This window comes from Terriglobia bacterium (assembly GCA_036496425.1).
Lineage (GTDB): Bacteria > Acidobacteriota > Terriglobia > 20CM-2-55-15 > 20CM-2-55-15 > 20CM-2-55-15.
In genome coordinates this window covers 1-16152 of record DASXLG010000028.1, presented here as the reverse complement: position 1 = coordinate 16152, position 16152 = coordinate 1, and the positions used below count along the sequence as shown (strand labels likewise).

Below are 16152 nucleotides of genomic sequence, written 5' to 3'. Positions count from 1 at the left end.
CGAACACGGACCCGGAAGGCCGCTACTCGATCCATAAGGAAGTGATGGCGCATCCGGACCATCCGTGTGTTTTGCAGAAGACGTTCATTGCCGCCGACGATGCATTCTTCAACCAATTGCGGGTGTACGTCCTGTGCGCGCCGCATCTGGAAGCAGCCGGCTTCGGCAACAACGGACACGTCATCACAATTGCGGGCCGGGATGTTCTGGCCGCCGAGAAGAACGGGACATGGCTTCTCGTTGCTGCAAGCGCCCCATTCTCGCGGCTCTCCTGCGGGTATGTCGGAGCCAGCGACGGCTGGACCGACCTCTCCGGCAATCTTCAAATGGATTGGGAATTCGATGAGGCTCCCGACGGGAATATCGCGCTGACCGGCGAACTGGATCTGCGAAAGACTCGCGAATTCACAACCGCGATTGCATTCGGTCCGAGTCTTTCCTGCGCCGCAACAGCGCTTTTCGAAAGCCTCGCGCTTCCTTTCGAGGTTCATCGGAAACGATTCGTCGAGCAATGGACTGTCGCTATCCGCTCGCGCCTTCCATTGCATGAGTCCTCCGGAGATGGCGGCCGGCTCTACGAGGACAGCTACAGGGTCATGCTGGCGCATCAGGATAAAACCTATCGAGGGGCGTTCATTGCTTCGCTTTCCATTCCATGGGGTGAGGCTCGCGGCGACAAAGATGAAGGCGGATATCACTACGTCTGGACCCGGGACATGGTCAGCACCGCGACGGGTTTCCTGGCAGCAGGCGACAAGTACACCGCATTACGGGCGCTGATCTACCTTGCAACGATTCAGCAGGCCGATGGACGCTTTCCGCAGAATTTCCTGCTCGATGGCAAACCGTATTGGGGCGGTATTCAACTCGATGAAGTCGCCTTTCCTGTCATGCTCGCCTGGCGCCTCCATAAAGAGAAGGCTCTGGACGGCTTCGATCCGTATCATTTGATCAAGAGCGGCGCCGCTTACCTCATTAACAATGGCCCGGCAACCCGGGAGGAGCGCTGGGAGGATTCCAGCGGTTACTCCCCGTCGACCCTCGCAGCATGCATTGCAGCGCTGGTCTGCGCTGGAGCATTTCTGCGCCAACGCCGGGAAACGCAAACAGCGCAATACATTGAAGATTATTCCGATTTCCTGGTGAGTCATCTTCAGAAGTGGTTGGTCACCACTCAAGGCGAGTTGGTGCCTGGAATTCCGCGGCACTTTATCCGAATTCTGCCGATTCGAACGGACGACGTCACACCGGACGAGAACCCGAACGACCTGCTTTACAGCGTTCCGAACCGGGCGCCCGACTCATCTCTGACAGTACCGGCAAAGAACGTTGTAGACGCCGGCTTTCTGGAACTGGTGCGCTATGGAATCATGAAACCCGGCGACCCGGTGATCGCCGATTCCATTCGCGTCGTCGACGCCATTTTGAAAGTCGACACTCCTTTCGGGCCATGTTGGCGCCGCTATAATCACGACGGCTACGGACAGCGTGATGACGGAGGCTCTTTCATCGGATGGGGAACCGGCAGGGCGTGGCCATTGCTGACGGGCGAGCGCGGTCACTACGAATTGGCCGCAGGACATGATGTAACGAAGTTCATCCGGACAATGGAGAATTTTGCGGCGACGGGCTTGCTTCCGGAACAGGTCTGGGACGCTGCCGATCAACCGCAGAATCATTTATATTTCGGCCGGCCCACGGCCTCGGCCATGCCGCTGGTGTGGGCGCATGCCGAATATGTGAAGCTGCTGCGGTCCACCCGCGACAAACAGGTCTTCGATCGCATCCCTGAAGTAGCCGCTCGGTACCGGAACGGGCCGCGGCGAGCCGATCTCGAGATCTGGAAGCAAAACCGCCAGGTTCAAACTGCTGCCGCAGGGCAAGTTCTCCGCATTCAGGCGCCGGGGCCCTTCACGCTGCGGTGGTCCAATGATGGCTGGCAGAACGCAACAAATACCGAAGCCATCCCCGTGGATCTTGGACTTGCATTTGTGGACATCCCCATCGGCCAATCCCAACGCGATTCGATCCGTTTCACTTTTCTGTGGGACGGCGGCCGGTGGGAAAACAAAGATTATGAAGTGGGCGTGCTGAACCCAGCCGCCACCGGCAGTAAAGCCGCTTAAGCTCTGCGAAAGGTCTCTTCACCATGAGTATGGTTCGTGCCAATAAGCGGAAATCTCAGCCGGCGGCCCACAAGGATCTGGCAGGAAAGGTCGCGCTGGTCACCGGCGCCTCCAGCGGAATCGGAAAGGCCATCGCGATTGAAATGGGGCGGCGCGGAGCGAGCGTTGCCGTCAATTACGTCGGCAAAGCCGCCGCCGCCGATTATGTGGTGCACATGATCGAAATGGAATATGGGAAGGCCGTAGCGATCGAGGCTGACGTATCCAGCCCGAAGGAGGTGGCACGGATGTTCGCGCAAGCCGGTTCGAAACTAGGCGCCATCAATGTCCTGGTGAACAATGCCGGCATCGAGCATGAAGACCCGTTCCTCCAGAAATCCGAGGAGCAGTGGGACCGTGTGATCGCCGTCAATTTGAAAGGACCCTTTCTATGCACTCAGGCGGCGGCGCGAGCGATGGCCCGGAATGGAGGCGGAACGGTCATCAATATTTCTTCGGTCCATGAAGATCTGCCCTTCCCCGGCTATGCCGCATACTGCGCGGCCAAAGGCGGCCTCCGCATGCTGTGCCGCGACCTGGCGCTGGAATTGGCCAAATATCACATCAATATTGTGAATGTGGCGCCGGGCGCAATCGCCACCCCGATCAACAAGAGGACATTGGCTGACCCGGAGAAAAAGCTGGCCTTGAACCGCGAAATTCCACTCGGACGTGTCGGAACTCCCCAGGAAGTTGCAAAACTTGTCTGCTATCTCGCTTCCGATGACGGCTCGTACATCACCGGCACCACCGTCTTCATCGATGGCGGCCTCATGCACCAGACGGCTTCACTTTGATTTCCGAAATAGAATAGAGGCTCGCCTTGAGGCTCACGAGGCGCGGGCGGTAAGCGGTTCAGGCCCAGGACGCGAATGAAATAAGCCCGCCGGTTGTGCGATCATTCCCTGGACATGATGCAGCACGGCGTTTGACGCCGGAAATCGAGAGTATGGCAGTAACAAAAATCTACGAGAACAGTAACCTGACGGTGAAGGCCAAAGTCGAAAGGCGGGACGTAGCCGCTATCGAGGACGTCACGTTCAAGTTCCTTAAGGACGGTGAACAGTTCGAGGAAAAGACGATCCCGATCGGCCAGGGCCATCCGTCCGGTGATCAGATTATCGTGAGCCACGTCCTTCAAGTACCGGCTGTTGCGGAGGACAAGGACAGCTACTTTCTCGAATACCACTATTTCTACAAGGTCAAGAGCAAGGATTCGAGCACCGAATCGCTGCAGAATTTTCCCGATACCCGAATTCAGGTGTTCCCGCGGCTGGCTCAGGTGAAGGTGACCGACAAGGATGGAAAGGCTTTTCGGAATTTCCAATTTCGAGTGCAACAGAACGGCGAGTTCAGCGAGTCTTACAAGACCGTCGCGAGCGATACCCCGAATGCGAAAGGCGAAACCATTCCTGCCGGGTCGGCGGAGTTCAATCTTGGCCTGTTCCCCAATTTTCGGATCGTGCCGTTGCCTCCGTACGAGATGACGGAGCAAGTCGTCGCCACCGGACGTAAACGGGAAGTCAAGGGAGAGGTAGGCTTTAGAGCCGTATTTATTGCTCCACAGGCTGGGAATATCAAGCAGTACGTTAACTATGAGCCTCAGGGCGGCGGGCAGGCGGGTCTTGGTGACGCCGTAACCATCGAGGTCGGCGTTCATCCCGAGGACACACAGTACCTCAAAGCAATCTCCACCCCCGAAATACACTTTCGTGTGACCTGCGGTCCCGCCAGCGGCGAGCCGGTTGCCAAGAGCGAGCGCAATGACGCGAACCATCCGACTAAGGCGATGAAGGTGAGCGACTTGGACACGACCGCAACGATCGAGGAAAAGGAAGCCGGCAAAAAGTATGAGGGCAAAATCACTCTGGCCGGCGGCGCCGGCAGGTTTGCCGTTGCTCTGGGAAAGGCCGGAGGCGACACGTGCACCGTCGAGATCTCGGGATCGAACAAGTTTCTGACGGACTCCGCGCTTTCCGCGGATGCGACGCTGAAGTTCGAGAATTGGCGCCGCGTCTATTACGAATTGATGGTGCCGGACATCATGATGGACCAGGCCCTGGAACTGATCGACAGAGACTGGAACCTGCAAAGTGCTGTCCTGGAAAAGCTCGCGACTCAGGGACGGCAACTCTTCATCGAATTCGTGTGCGCGAAGATTCATCGCTTCAACGCCCAAAAGTACGCCGATAGCGGATCGCTCATCCCCCGCTCCTTTCTGGGTTTGCCGGGTTCGAGCGGCGCAGAGCCGGTCTATGTCCTTACCGGGCGCAACTGGCGGAAGTTACCCACAGGAAAGTCCTGGCTGGTGGAGTATCCCGGGAAGGCGCTGTATATCCATGTCTGCGAGGCGTTATTGAAGTGGAGAAAAGACACCACGGACGAAAAGGCAGGCGCGACCGACTTCAGCGGGACGCTCACCGAGTCGACAGGCTTCGTCAATATGCAGGATAAATTTCAGGGACTCTTCATGCCGTTTTCGGGATATGACGCTGGGGATGGAATTGCCAGCATCACATGGACGGCGGATATCAGCAAAGACGACACCGCAGCCAAGTACACGCCAGAGCTCGAGATTGTGAACGAGAGCGCCAGCGGGCCGCAATGGGCGATCTTTAAAAAGGGTGACGGGGACGGTGCGGACAATACCTTGACTGTCACGCTCAAAAACTCCAGCCCGCCGGCCGCGCGCCGCGAATCGATTGTCTTCAGACGGGAGGGCGCGGAGTCCTTCCCCGCCGAACTCGGGGAGGGCCAGACGAGGCAGATTCAGCAATTCGTCGATGGATGTCTGGGCGACAAAGCGGGCCTCGTTGAGGCCGGCGCGAAGATGAAGGTAACGATCAGCGGCACCGGAGACAGCAAGCACGGCGAGCCGGACTGCCTCAACGCCGTTAAAAGCAAGCTTCAGGAACTGTTTGATGCGACAAAGAAGGAGTTTTCCTGGCACCCCGGCCTCGATAGTAAAGGAGAACCACGCAGCGGCTCGTTGCCGCTTCGCGACGCCACCGACGTCCAGCAAAGCACGGTCACCGAATGGCATTTCCGGCTCCCGTTTGCCGGACCGGGAGGCAAACCCGGACCGGGTTCCATCGTCGGAGCGGACAAGTCGCGCAACGCCTGCCCGATCAAGGTGGAATTTTCGGTGCAGCCGCATGAATTTTCAACGGGCGAGGCCGAAGGCAAGCTCATCGCCTGGGTTTGCGATCCGGCCACGGGACCAAAGCAACTGGTACGCCTTGTCCTTAATGCATTCAGCGGAACGACGGATAATGCGTGTGTTGCGCACACTCACGGCGACGGCATGCCAGGTGATTGTCTCCAGGAAGCCGACGTGCTTTGCGCCGACTGTATAAAGCACGGAAGATCACGGGATTTGACAAACATCAAATAAGAAAGCGTCACCATGCCCAAAATCGACGAAGCCAGGAAAATCTACAACGAGTGTCTCGAAAAGTGCGTCACAATGGCCAAAAGAGCAGGTGCTGGGGGCCCGGACGAGTGGCGGAAGCACCCCGACGCCTGGGCCGCCAATTACTCTCTGAAGGAGATGGAAAAGCAGATCGAGGCTGAGAGGTATGATCGCGCCCAATTGCAGCGGGTTGTGTCAGGATGTAAGGTTTCCAACGTTGATTATGTGCGCTGTTTCGAATCTGTGGAACGCTGGCCTGACGGGGTCGATGAGCCGCAGCGTCCGCGCGTAGACGAAGCGTTTTTCGTGCCGCGAATCGAACGCGTCCGGGTCCGGGTGCTGCTGTTTCAGGACCGCACGCACGTGGTTGGCGGAGCCAGCGTGGTAATCGATGACGCGGCAGCGGTGGCAACCGACGCGAACGGGCTGACGGACTTGAGGACTTTGACAGCGGGCGGCCGGCATCGCATTCGAGTGACAGTGCCCCCATTGCACGCCGGTGTTTATGTGGAATGCCAGTGCGGTGCGTGCCGGGCTGGAACACCACGCCGGTACTTGCCGCGGTCTGACGCAGAATATCCAATAGCTCCTCTGGTCGGCGCCGACCAGACCATTGACGTTTATGTGGACCAGCTTGTGCGGCTCAGGCTCGGCCAGGAACGGAATTCTGTCCCCGCGCCAAACACCGTCGACTGTTCCTGGCTGACCTTCTATCTACCCGAAACGCAGGGAGCCAGAGCAGACCAGGGTTCGGGTTTTTACAGCGGACTGGCAATGGAGACGAACCTCGGTTCTCTCGACTACTTCGGCACGAACCCTCGCGGCGCTGCCGCCTCTCGGGGAGACACCCTTGGCTGCGTGCTCGGGCCACGTGCAGCGGGCTGGCATTTCGCGCGGGTCATAGGCGGCGGAGCCGGCCCTGCGGCCGTTTCGGTGATACTCGCGGAGATGGCTTATGCCCGCGAAAGCAACGCGTACGATGCCGCTCCACTCATTCCGTGGAAGTTCTATTTCTGGCCGACTGGGACCGGTGTGAATACAACTTCGGAGGAGCCCGCGGCTGGCCAGGTCGTCTTTTCTCCGCTCTGGGCCTTCGACGTCCATTCGGGGCAGGATCCGACCACGGCAGACAGCGCTTTCGGGTGGGAGTCGGACCCGGTTAACGCGCATCACGATACCGAGGGGGAGTGGTCCGGCCACTGCAACCAGGCAGCCACAGCTTCGATTATCTTCAAGGAGCCCCCTGACGGGGTCGATTGGCACTGGACGGACGCCGACCGCGAGGATCGCCAACTTCAACTGGACAGTGAAGGACTGAAAATTCTCGCAACCGAGTTTGCCGGGCATCGCGTGAAGGTCGAGACCCTGTTCACTATCTTCGAGAACATGATGCCGGAGTTCTCCCGAGTCGTGCAGGCGCGGGTGAAAGCCATGTTAGACAGCGGCGATGCTCGCTATTACCCGTCAGCGGATGGGCTCCACCTCTTTAAAGAAAACGGTACAGAAATAACAGCCAAGGAGGAACTTGAACGGGTAAAAGATGGGGCGGGCCGTAAGAAACCAATGCAGGTCGAGGAGGTGGGAAGAGACTTCAAATATACCACCTGGGAAGACTATAAGAAGGTCCGGGATGCCTGGGATAAGGTTTCAGCAGCCCGGCTGATCAAGGATTTGAATGCGGTCAATGTCAACGGGCTACGGCGGCGGTTTCCTGAGCGCGGCACTTATGCAACGCGCATTTTCGCCGCCATGCAGGCCGAAATCGGAGTCGCCGGTCAGCCGCTACTCACCGATGTGCGCGCTTCAGCCACTGGCGGTTCCGCAGCGTCGAATCAGGTTTGGAACCAGGCGATTTACCTTTACCGCGCCCTATATAGCGAGCATCCCGAGGCGCCAAAGGAAGACACAGAAGAGCGCAGGGCGCAAGACATGCAGGTCCTCTTGACGGTCTTCTGGAACGAAGACTACGGCCCCCCGACCTATGGGGCAGGCAGCGAGACCGCAACGGTTACGGCCGCCGATAAAGGAATCTTCGAGGTGATCCCGCGCGAAACGGACAAACGGGACATGTCCCTTTCCCGGAATATGAGGCTACGGCTGCAATTCAGCAATGGCGGACGGCTGAACCCGGCCGACGATCGCAACGACATCGAAACCTGCACCGGCCGGAACGACAGCCCGTTCTTTCTTTTGCGATACTTGCAGAAGATCACAGCCGTCACCGCCAAAACTGTCTCGACCGACGGAAATCCCTTCGTTGATGATTCCATCTTTGACCTCGAGAAACCTGCGGGGACCAAAGTGCTTCAACTCCGGGATCGATATCCGATTCGCTAGGATTTCGGCGGCGCCGCAGCGAAATTCGGCTAAGATTCGGCGTAGTTATGCTTGCGCCGTTCCAAATTACAAGGGGACACGAGGAGTATTTCCTCTGCTGGCAACTCGAGGACTGTGGCGCCGAGGCAGCAGGTTCACCCGGTGCATTGCGCTTTTACGATGAGACGGACGCGTTGTATTTTCTCCATAGTCTCATTACAGATTCCGGATCCATGCACGATTTTCGCGAGTGGCTGCTGAGCGAGAGCCGGTCGTTCCCGATGTACGCCATCGCCGATGGCGATCTGATGGAGCAGACAGCGCGCATGCTTGCTTCAGGAGAGCTTGCCGCCGCAACAACAGCCCAAGGCGAAGGGACTGCAGACCAGGAAGTACAAGGCGAGGCCGGTCAAGGAGAGGGATTCCTGCGACAGGGCGGGGTTAGCGCCGCTTCATCCTCCGCCGAGACGACTCCGCTTCAGGATGAAATGGCGCGCCGTGAGGAGACGGCGGCCGCATCCGAGGAAGCGGCGGCTCAACAGGAACAGACCGAAGAAGCTGTCGAGTTATTTGCCACCGTCAATCTGGAACCACCGCCGGAGTCTGGTGCCGACACCGAGTTTGAAGAACGTCCCGGCCTCGCCGCTGAAGAAGAAACGGCGGGCGACTATGCCCTGCAGGCGGAAACTGCTGTCGGAGGAACGGCCGCAGTTGGGACCGAAGCTGCGGCTGCACAAGACCTCGCGTCTTTGGAGACGGATACGGACGTAGAGGGTTCGTCTCAAGTATCGGCAGATGCCGAAGCCGGAGAACCGCGGACGGTCCACAGTGAAACACAGGCGCATGGCGAAGGTTCGCCCAGGATTGCCACAGATTCGGAAACGGGACAGACGCGACGCGTCAAGACTGAAACCGATGTTCTCAAACCACCCGCATTGGACACATATTTCGACGTCGAAGAGAAGCACGACGGTGATGACGATGATGATGAATGAAAACTCGAATGCACGTTGCGCCCCGTGCGCCTACAGGGGAAAATGCCACCAAACGTTTCCGTTCACCACGATTGAACTTCGTCGAATTCTTCGTCCGGAAGCTTTGCGAATGCAGTCGGGACCGGTGCTGTCATCACTTCGCCCGAGAATCCATAGATAAACCACGTTTGCGGTATCGAGAGCAGATTTGTCATGCCGCACAGATCGAATGAAAAATAGCCGCTCGCAATCGTCCGCCCGCCTGAAGATTCCAACGGTTGATACGTCGGAACAAATAGCCGCAGAATTCGGGGCTCTGGATCAACGGATCCCGTGATCAGTAAAGAGATCGGCACCGTCGCGATGTCCTCTCGCGGCGGCTTTGAACTATGTTGCGGTTGAATGGGTAGACGGAAGCTGCCGCTCAAAATGCATCGCGTGTTCCGAGCGAAAATATTCACCCGGGGAACAGAGAGTGTAATTCCGGTGCCGGCCGTAATCTGCGGCGATTGATCCATTGGCTTAAAGTTCGGTAACGGTATTGCCGGCTCGGGAAACGGCTTTGGCGGCGGCACCCGGCTTGCGCGGTATTCACGTAGAAAATCATCGACTGCCGGATCCTCATAGCCTGCGGCCTCGAGCAGCCTCATTCGACAGCGGTTCGAAACGCGGTCGAGTGAGATCAGCGTCACGAGGTATTCGCTGCGGTAGACGGGCAATCGCAACAATGCGGCGAGATCGAGTGTGGATCCTTCACCGATCATTGCTGTCGAATCGTTCGAGAAACTATCCTTCACGCCAGTCCTCGCCGCGCCGTTCCCCGGCCGTCTATAAAGAGAAGCCGGAAATGCGAGCCTCGCGCTGAGGCGATACGTGCCAAGTTCGATCGCCGTGATGAGCGCGGTCTTTCGGAAGTCTATCTTGCTTGCTCCTGTCACTTTTCGAGTGCGCAGGACAGCCACAGGGAATGTGGCGTAACGATCGAGTGACACGACCTTCGGAGCACCTATAAAAAACGCTTCGAGGCCTTTCTGAATGAGCGGGCGCTGGACTTCTTTTCGAGTCCGCCATGGATCGCTCCAGTACTCTTCGTCCGCAAGTCCAAACTTATCCTCGATCATGAACCCGCATTCTAAGGAAAAGGACGCGGCCATGCAATTCGAGGTGCGCCCCTCGTTCCGCTCAAGCTAGAATCAGGCACTTGGAATACGTGACGCTGCATTCCGTACTGAAGGTGAGCATTAGCGGGTTCAAGGATCAGTCCGACGCGGACAGTGCCACGTTTTCACTCGTCAGAAATGATAACCGGAAGAACATCCTCGACCAGTCTTCCGATAAAGTCCGAAAAGGAAGCTCATTCAAGCCGCTGAAATGGGAATTCACACTGGATGAGGACATCATTAAGGATGCGCTTAGCGATGAGGAAATGCAGTGCAAGGTCTCCATTTCGGTAACTGCGGGCGGTAAGACCTGGACGCCTGACGGACAACTTTTCGTTCTATACCGGAATCGAATAACAGTGACGGCCAGGAGCGCGGAAGGCAAGACCATCGCGGGCGCGCGGTGCACCTGTACGATCAAAGCGCCGCCGGATTTTTCTTCGAAGATGCCGCGGGTTTACCATACTCTGGCAACCAGGGATGACGGTACCGCTGAATTCCAGCTCGATGCTCCCGGAAATCTGGACCTTGAATGGCTTTATCCATATTACCCGCAGGACACCGCTGCCTGGACTTCGGCGGCTGGAGCGCAGCGTGAGGCAACCCTTCTCGAACGCGAGCGCAAGGCGCGATTTATCTGGCCCGACCTTGAGAAGGGTGATGACCAGAAACATTACATCAATCTCAGGCCCGATGAAACGCAGAAGAACCATGGCCGTAAGGTCTACATTGAAGGCGGCGTGGCGGGCGGTCTCGCCGGCGACAAGATATACCTGACCGTGGAACTCAGTCCCGGCGGAACACCGAAGCAGACGATCACGTTGACGCTCGAAGATGGCGAAGGCAGTGCCGGCTACGAGCTCGATTTCAACGGTAAAAGTGGAATAACGGCCAAGCTCGGGATCAGTACGGTTGAAGGTTCAACCGACGAGACCGTGAATGTTACGAGCTGGAACAAACTCGACATTCAACCGTATCACCCGGTTCCGGACTTTTTCAAAAACAATGAATTCCCGGAGCCTCTCGCGCAAAAAGTCAAGACGGCGTTTGATCCGGACTTCACAGACGTGGAGTTCCTTCCATCAAAGGAACTGGGCCAGGCATTTCCCGGCGTCATCGAAAAGGGCAAGTTTGAAATCGTTTCGATGACCCGTACACACGCGGAGGCCGCCGGCTTCGATGCCGCAGAGAGCCGGGGTGATGCAGCCCTGGTGTATTTCAAGCTCGGCAAGTTCGTCGCCGAATCGCCTGTGGATTGGATCGTCGGACCCGACGATCGATTCGGGCGCTTCTATCGAACTAATCCGCAGACGGTCCTTCACTCTGTCTTTGCGCACGGCTGCTACGAGCCGCGCGAAGTGCGAGTGAGCCTGACACTCGACGGCGAACATCTCGAATCCGAGCCGCAAAGCAGCACTTTTGCGCTGACCGCGAGCAACATCGACGCAAATGAAGATCTGCAACATCGCGGTACGCTGATTCTTCCCTGGAATTCCTCGACGCCATCCTACTGGCAAGCCGAAGGTCAGAACCTGCGCGGTGACATCACGATGGGATTCATCGAAGTGGATCGCGACAAAATGAAAAACGGCCAATACGAGTTCAAGCTGAAGTTGCCGGATGGCGCGCACGGGCGGCCGAAGCAGCTTGCGATCGATGGCAGCAAGATCCAGATGAAAGTCAATCTTCGCGCGTATCAATACTCTGAGGCGACCGCGAGCGTGCCTCCATTGATTTATGTTGCGCTCGATCCTGATTACGCCAGCGATGAGAACTCTCAAAGGCTCGTGGATTCCATCAAGTCTGCAATGGGGCCGATCATCGGCGCAGCGATGTGAATCCGGCCGCCCTTGAAAGTGATGCCGCACTCGACGGCGTCCTGACGCATCTCATCGACGAGGGGAAAACGGGCATAACGCTGAGCGCCCTCGAAAGGGTTCCGGCCGGCGCCCGCACGCTGCGTATCGCCGGATGCCGTGTCGAAACGCTGCGCGAATCGTCGCGCCGGCCCTCATTCGAGAGCATGGCGGTAATCGTCGCAGCGCAACTGGAAACGGGACGGGTGCGTGCCGGGCGCGCATTCGCATACCCGCACGATGAACGCAAAGGGATGACGGTATCCGACCCCGGTGAAGGTTATACCGGCAGCGCTTTTCGAATCGATGTTGCTGCACGGCTGCACATTCCAATAGTTCCCGGTCCTGTTGCCGTGTGGATGATTGCCCGGGAACGAACTGCAGGACCGCTACGCATTCAAATAGAGAGTCCGCCGGGCGGAGTTGATGACCCGGAAGTGGCGCGATTCATCGCCGCCTGGCAGAAGCGAACCGCCGCCAAACCACGCGGCGCCGATCCGCGGACCGTATGGCCGGCCGAAACAGTGTTCGGAAAGTGTCCGAAGTATCGAAAGACTCCGCAGTCGCCGCCGATGCCGGAGAGCGGAATAGCGATTCGCATTCACCAGGAGGTCCTCGCCGGAGCGTTCCGTTTGGAGGTCGGACGCCGTCATATCGTCGTTGAATCCGTCTCCGGCGATCCGACAACCGCAGTGGTACCTATCAGCCTCGTTATCATGGATGACGAAGTCCCCGGCGCCATTGTCCGACATCTGCGTGTACCCGGCTTTTCCGACACGAATCCGGGCGAGGGATACTTCAATTTGAGTCTGCTGTCATTCCCGATTCGGTGGCAGCCGTCCCACAGATACTTCGTGTACGCGGTGTCAGGCGAATCTCTCTCCAATGTCGAAGGTGTGGCTGGCTTGAAATAGAGCTGTTCTGGCACGGTCAATCGCCGACAGGACAAGACCAGGACGACATCATCCTGCTGCCCATCTCTACCGCGACTCAAGAAGTTCTTGGCGCGAAGAAAGCAAACGCGAAAGCCTGCGCGTGTCTTAACTTGTATGATGACCGGAGACGATCCGGCAGAACTTCCGTCGCGGGTTGCCTGGAAAACGTGGACGCGATCATCTACTATTTCAATGAACAGGAGTTCGTTATGGAACAGCTTTCGCTTCGCCCCGATGAGTTGCGCCTGATGGCGGAAAAGAATGTAACCTGTCCCTTTGTGGGGACTGCGGTTGCCACAAGCCATCTACCCGTATTTAACGAAGTAACAAACCCCTTGGCCCGCATTGAAGATGTGAGAAGTTTAGGGAATAGCGGTGACAGCGGGAATAGTGATCTTGGTGATGTTCTTGCATTCTTTGCAAGCGGGAATCATGCATTAATGCGCGGCCCGGATGATCGCTTGGGCCCAAAGGTACCCGACGGCCTGTTCTCATTAGAGTTCCCCGGTTCGCAAGGTTCACATCCCGGACACAGTGGCATTCTTCAGGATGATCCAGAGATGCTGGATTCTGGCGTGCTGAATTTGGAGAACTTTCAGAGGCTTGCAAGACGCGCTTCGGACGGCGTGCTCAAGCGAACCGATGTGGCAAAGTTCATTGCCGAAAACCTGCACCGGGACCCACACTCAAAAGTGTTTCACGCATCGGTGGTAGCGCTCCTAGGCCAGGATCTCGGACACGTTGTTGCGACCGCCGGCGCCTCCCTTCTGGAAATGCTCCGTGGATCGCAGGAAACGAGTTCGGGCAGGAGGGTCGAGGAAAAGCTGACCAAGCTCATGGGCGAAGACAATCTCATCGGGTCATCCGGTGAGTTTGGCCTGCTTTTTGCTTTCCTCGCCAACCGGCCGGGGGCCAAGGAGGTGGAGGGCGAACCGGTACTGTTCCTGGAGGACGTCCGAAAGATGTTTGTCGATAAGACCTTCCCGGATGGTTGGGAAACCTGGAGGAAGACGCGAGCGGACTGGATTAAGAATACTACAGCGCTCATAGTGAGCAGTGCCAAGGCGTATCTGGCACTCAGTGATGAACAGGCCGCTGGTAGATCCGCTATTTGACCAGCATCGCAATCACAAAGATTACGGGACCGCTATGCCCCTCGAAGCGTCGGTATCGGCGTAGTGAACTCTTGCTGTGGCGGTCGCGTCTCTGTTCCGCTTCGACCTAGGAATCGTCGTCGGAAGGGCGGATCTCATCTTCGTTGAAAGTCATGTTGTAAATAAATCGAACCGCTCCGCGTCAATCCAGTCCGGACCGCTGATAACCTGAAAGTCCTGCATACGGCAAGCCTGCATGATCAACTGCTTCACGGTGACGTTAGTCGCAATGAGTCGTCCTTGCGGCGTATTTGTGCCTGAGCTTGAACAGCCGGAAACGTTAGGCTTGATCGAGACGGCTTCAAAAGCCAATCCAGGCGATACTGCCTGCCCGAGAACCAGACATGCTCCACCGATGGAAACACCAGTGGCGAGGTGATAACCGAACGCGTGATGCATGCGGTGGATTCTACTACTTTCCCAGTTTCGTCAGCAGCGCTTTGGCCCTTCGAAACAGCGGCCGTTCACGACGCTGGAGATATCGGGGCATGGCAGGTTTTTTGGAGAGGATTAGTTCTGCCCATTCGCGAGCTTCAGCCGGACGGTTTTGGGCGGCAAGAAAAGTGGCATAGTTAAGATATGTCTCCGACGATGTCGAGAGTTCCGTGGCACGCTGAAACAGCTCCTCGGCCATCCCGGATTGCCCGGTGTTCGCATAGCAGTGCGCGAGCAGCGCCATGGCGCGGTGAGAATCGTATTTCCGATCGCGAGATGTGACGTATTCCAGATCCGGGACGGCTGCGGCGAAGTCGCCAAGATGAATTTTCGCGATCGCCCTGCGATATACGGGATCCGGGTAATCCGCACGTGAAGAGATCGATTTGTCATAGCAGTCTCGGGCTCGCTGGTACTTCCCGTCATCGAGATAAAGGCCTGCAAGTTCTTCGTAATTTCCGGGCGATGGGTTTTGCAGGACGACCGCTTCAAGGTGCGCGATGCGACTTCTTCTCGGAAAGGCTTCAAACGATTGGCGCAGCAGGCCCATGTCGGGAACAACTTCCATAAAGATGTAGATCAGCGCTCCCAAGGGCCCGAAAAAAATGATGATCCAAAGCCAATAAAAGTCCGGGCGCCTTCGAATGAAATGAATGACGGCGATTGCCTGGAGAATAATCCCCCAGGGGTAGAGTAGAGAAACCAGTCCCATATTTGACGGATGCTGCGCGATGTGCCGGGCGCTTCGTCATGGTCTCATGGAACGCGCTAATCCAGCCGTGGTTTTTCGACGGCGAATGGGCTTTGCGAATCGTCGTATTTATCACGATGCCACAATCGAATTCCGGGTCAGAATGAATCCATGGACGCTAAATTTCATCCGGCGATCGCCGCCATCAAGTCCGACGATATTGAGGGGTTCCGGCAGTGCCTTCGAGACGATCCGGCGCTCGCGACCACGCGTTCGCACACAAGTCATCCGACGTTGCTGCAGTGCCTGGTTCTTTCCGGAACAAATCTGGTGAACAAGGTCGAGATGGCCAGGCTTTTGATCGGCGCAGGTGCGAATGTGAACGAGCCGCTCGTGGCCTGTGGAAGCTGCGATAACGTCGAAGTTGCCGAGTTGCTTCTCGAGTCCGGAGCCGCGGTTGACGGCACGACCGGATGGTCTCCTCTCGAGGAGGCCCTGTACTGGAATAACCAGGGCGTGGTCGATTTGCTCGTTCGAAGGGGCGCTGCCATTCGAAACCTGCGTTGCGCGGCGGGCCTGGGCCGAACCGATCTCATCGAGGGCTGCTTTAGTAAGGATGGAACCCTCAAACCCGAAGCCGGCAAGATCAACTGGCCCTGGGGAGATCTTGAGTCCATCGCGAAGTCCAATTTCAATGCGGCGGGAAAGGAATCACTCGCCTCCCGCTTCGCTTCGTGGAAGAACGACCGGCAAAGCGTCCTTAATAATGCTTTCGTCTATGCCTGTATCGGCGGACATATCCCGGCAGCCCGCCTGCTGCTGAGCAAAGGAGCAGAAATCGATGCGATTCCTGGCGGGTTCGATTACGCCGGTACAGGCTTGCACTTCGCCGCGTACTTCGGCCGGCGTGCCATGGCGGAATGGCTGATCGGGCAGGGTGGCGATCCTTATATAAAGGATACAAAGGTCGCGGGAACGGCGGCGGAATGGGCTGAGGCTGGCCGCCATCCGGAGCTCAGCGCTTACTTGAAGGGCGCACGACGGGGTTAGAGGA

At 57.4% G+C, this 16152-nt stretch carries 12 protein-coding genes; 9 read left to right on the top strand and 3 right to left on the bottom strand.

Translation table 11 applies throughout. The features are described 5' to 3' along the window. The 5 genes from VGK48_02200 to VGK48_02180 all read left to right on the top strand — a co-directional run. Positions 1–2126, top strand: a 2126-nt coding sequence (locus VGK48_02200) for a glycoside hydrolase family 15 protein (protein ID HEY2379971.1), incomplete at its 5' end; no start/stop codon positions are given. 23 nt (positions 2127–2149) lie between these two features. After that, complete coding sequence (locus VGK48_02195) at positions 2150–2962, top strand: glucose 1-dehydrogenase (protein ID HEY2379970.1); 813 nt, start codon at positions 2150–2152, stop codon at positions 2960–2962. 152 nt (positions 2963–3114) lie between these two features. After that, a complete protein-coding gene (locus tag VGK48_02190) occupies positions 3115–5559 on the top strand; it encodes a hypothetical protein (GenBank protein ID HEY2379969.1) in 2445 nt (814 codons plus the stop codon). Positions 5560–5571: 12 nt separating this feature from the next. Then, a complete protein-coding gene (locus VGK48_02185; GenBank protein ID HEY2379968.1) occupies positions 5572–7914 on the top strand; it encodes a hypothetical protein in 2343 nt (780 codons plus the stop codon). A gap of 47 nt (positions 7915–7961) precedes the next feature. Beyond that, the gene (locus VGK48_02180) at positions 7962–8888 is read left to right on the top strand and encodes a hypothetical protein (GenBank protein HEY2379967.1); all 927 of its coding nucleotides are present in this window, start codon (positions 7962–7964) and stop codon (positions 8886–8888) included. Positions 8889–8950: 62 nt separating this feature from the next. Here VGK48_02180 and VGK48_02175 read toward each other — a convergent pair whose 3' ends face one another. Next, positions 8951–9988: a hypothetical protein gene (locus VGK48_02175; GenBank protein ID HEY2379966.1), complete on the bottom strand. Its 1038-nt coding sequence runs from the start codon at positions 9986–9988 to the stop codon at positions 8951–8953. An 80-nt stretch (positions 9989–10068) separates the two neighbouring features. On the opposite strand from VGK48_02175, the gene VGK48_02170 reads away from it, so the two are divergent. The 3 genes from VGK48_02170 to VGK48_02160 all read left to right on the top strand — a co-directional run bounded on the left by VGK48_02170 (position 10069) and on the right by VGK48_02160 (position 13933). Next, positions 10069–11865 carry a hypothetical protein gene (locus tag VGK48_02170; GenBank protein ID HEY2379965.1) on the top strand — a complete coding sequence of 599 codons (1797 nt, stop codon included), beginning with the start codon at positions 10069–10071 and terminating at the stop codon, positions 11863–11865. Next, a complete protein-coding gene (locus VGK48_02165) occupies positions 11862–12797 on the top strand; it encodes a hypothetical protein (GenBank protein ID HEY2379964.1) in 936 nt (311 codons plus the stop codon). Before VGK48_02170 ends, VGK48_02165 begins: the two co-directional genes overlap by 4 nt. A gap of 188 nt (positions 12798–12985) precedes the next feature. Next, complete coding sequence (locus tag VGK48_02160) at positions 12986–13933, top strand: hypothetical protein (GenBank protein HEY2379963.1); 948 nt, start codon at positions 12986–12988, stop codon at positions 13931–13933. A 150-nt stretch (positions 13934–14083) separates the two neighbouring features. Here the strand turns inward: VGK48_02160 and VGK48_02155 are convergent, their stop codons facing one another. Continuing rightward, on the bottom strand, positions 14084–14371 hold the full coding sequence (locus tag VGK48_02155) for a TIGR03435 family protein (GenBank protein HEY2379962.1): 288 nt from the start codon (positions 14369–14371) through the stop codon (positions 14084–14086). A gap of 13 nt (positions 14372–14384) precedes the next feature. After that, positions 14385–15119 carry a tetratricopeptide repeat protein gene (locus VGK48_02150; protein ID HEY2379961.1) on the bottom strand — a complete coding sequence of 245 codons (735 nt, stop codon included), beginning with the start codon at positions 15117–15119 and terminating at the stop codon, positions 14385–14387. 150 nt (positions 15120–15269) lie between these two features. Here VGK48_02150 and VGK48_02145 point away from each other — a divergent pair, with 150 nt between their 5' ends. After that, on the top strand, positions 15270–16148 hold the full coding sequence (locus VGK48_02145) for an ankyrin repeat domain-containing protein (protein ID HEY2379960.1): 879 nt from the start codon (positions 15270–15272) through the stop codon (positions 16146–16148). The last annotated feature ends 4 nt before the right edge of the window (positions 16149–16152 follow it).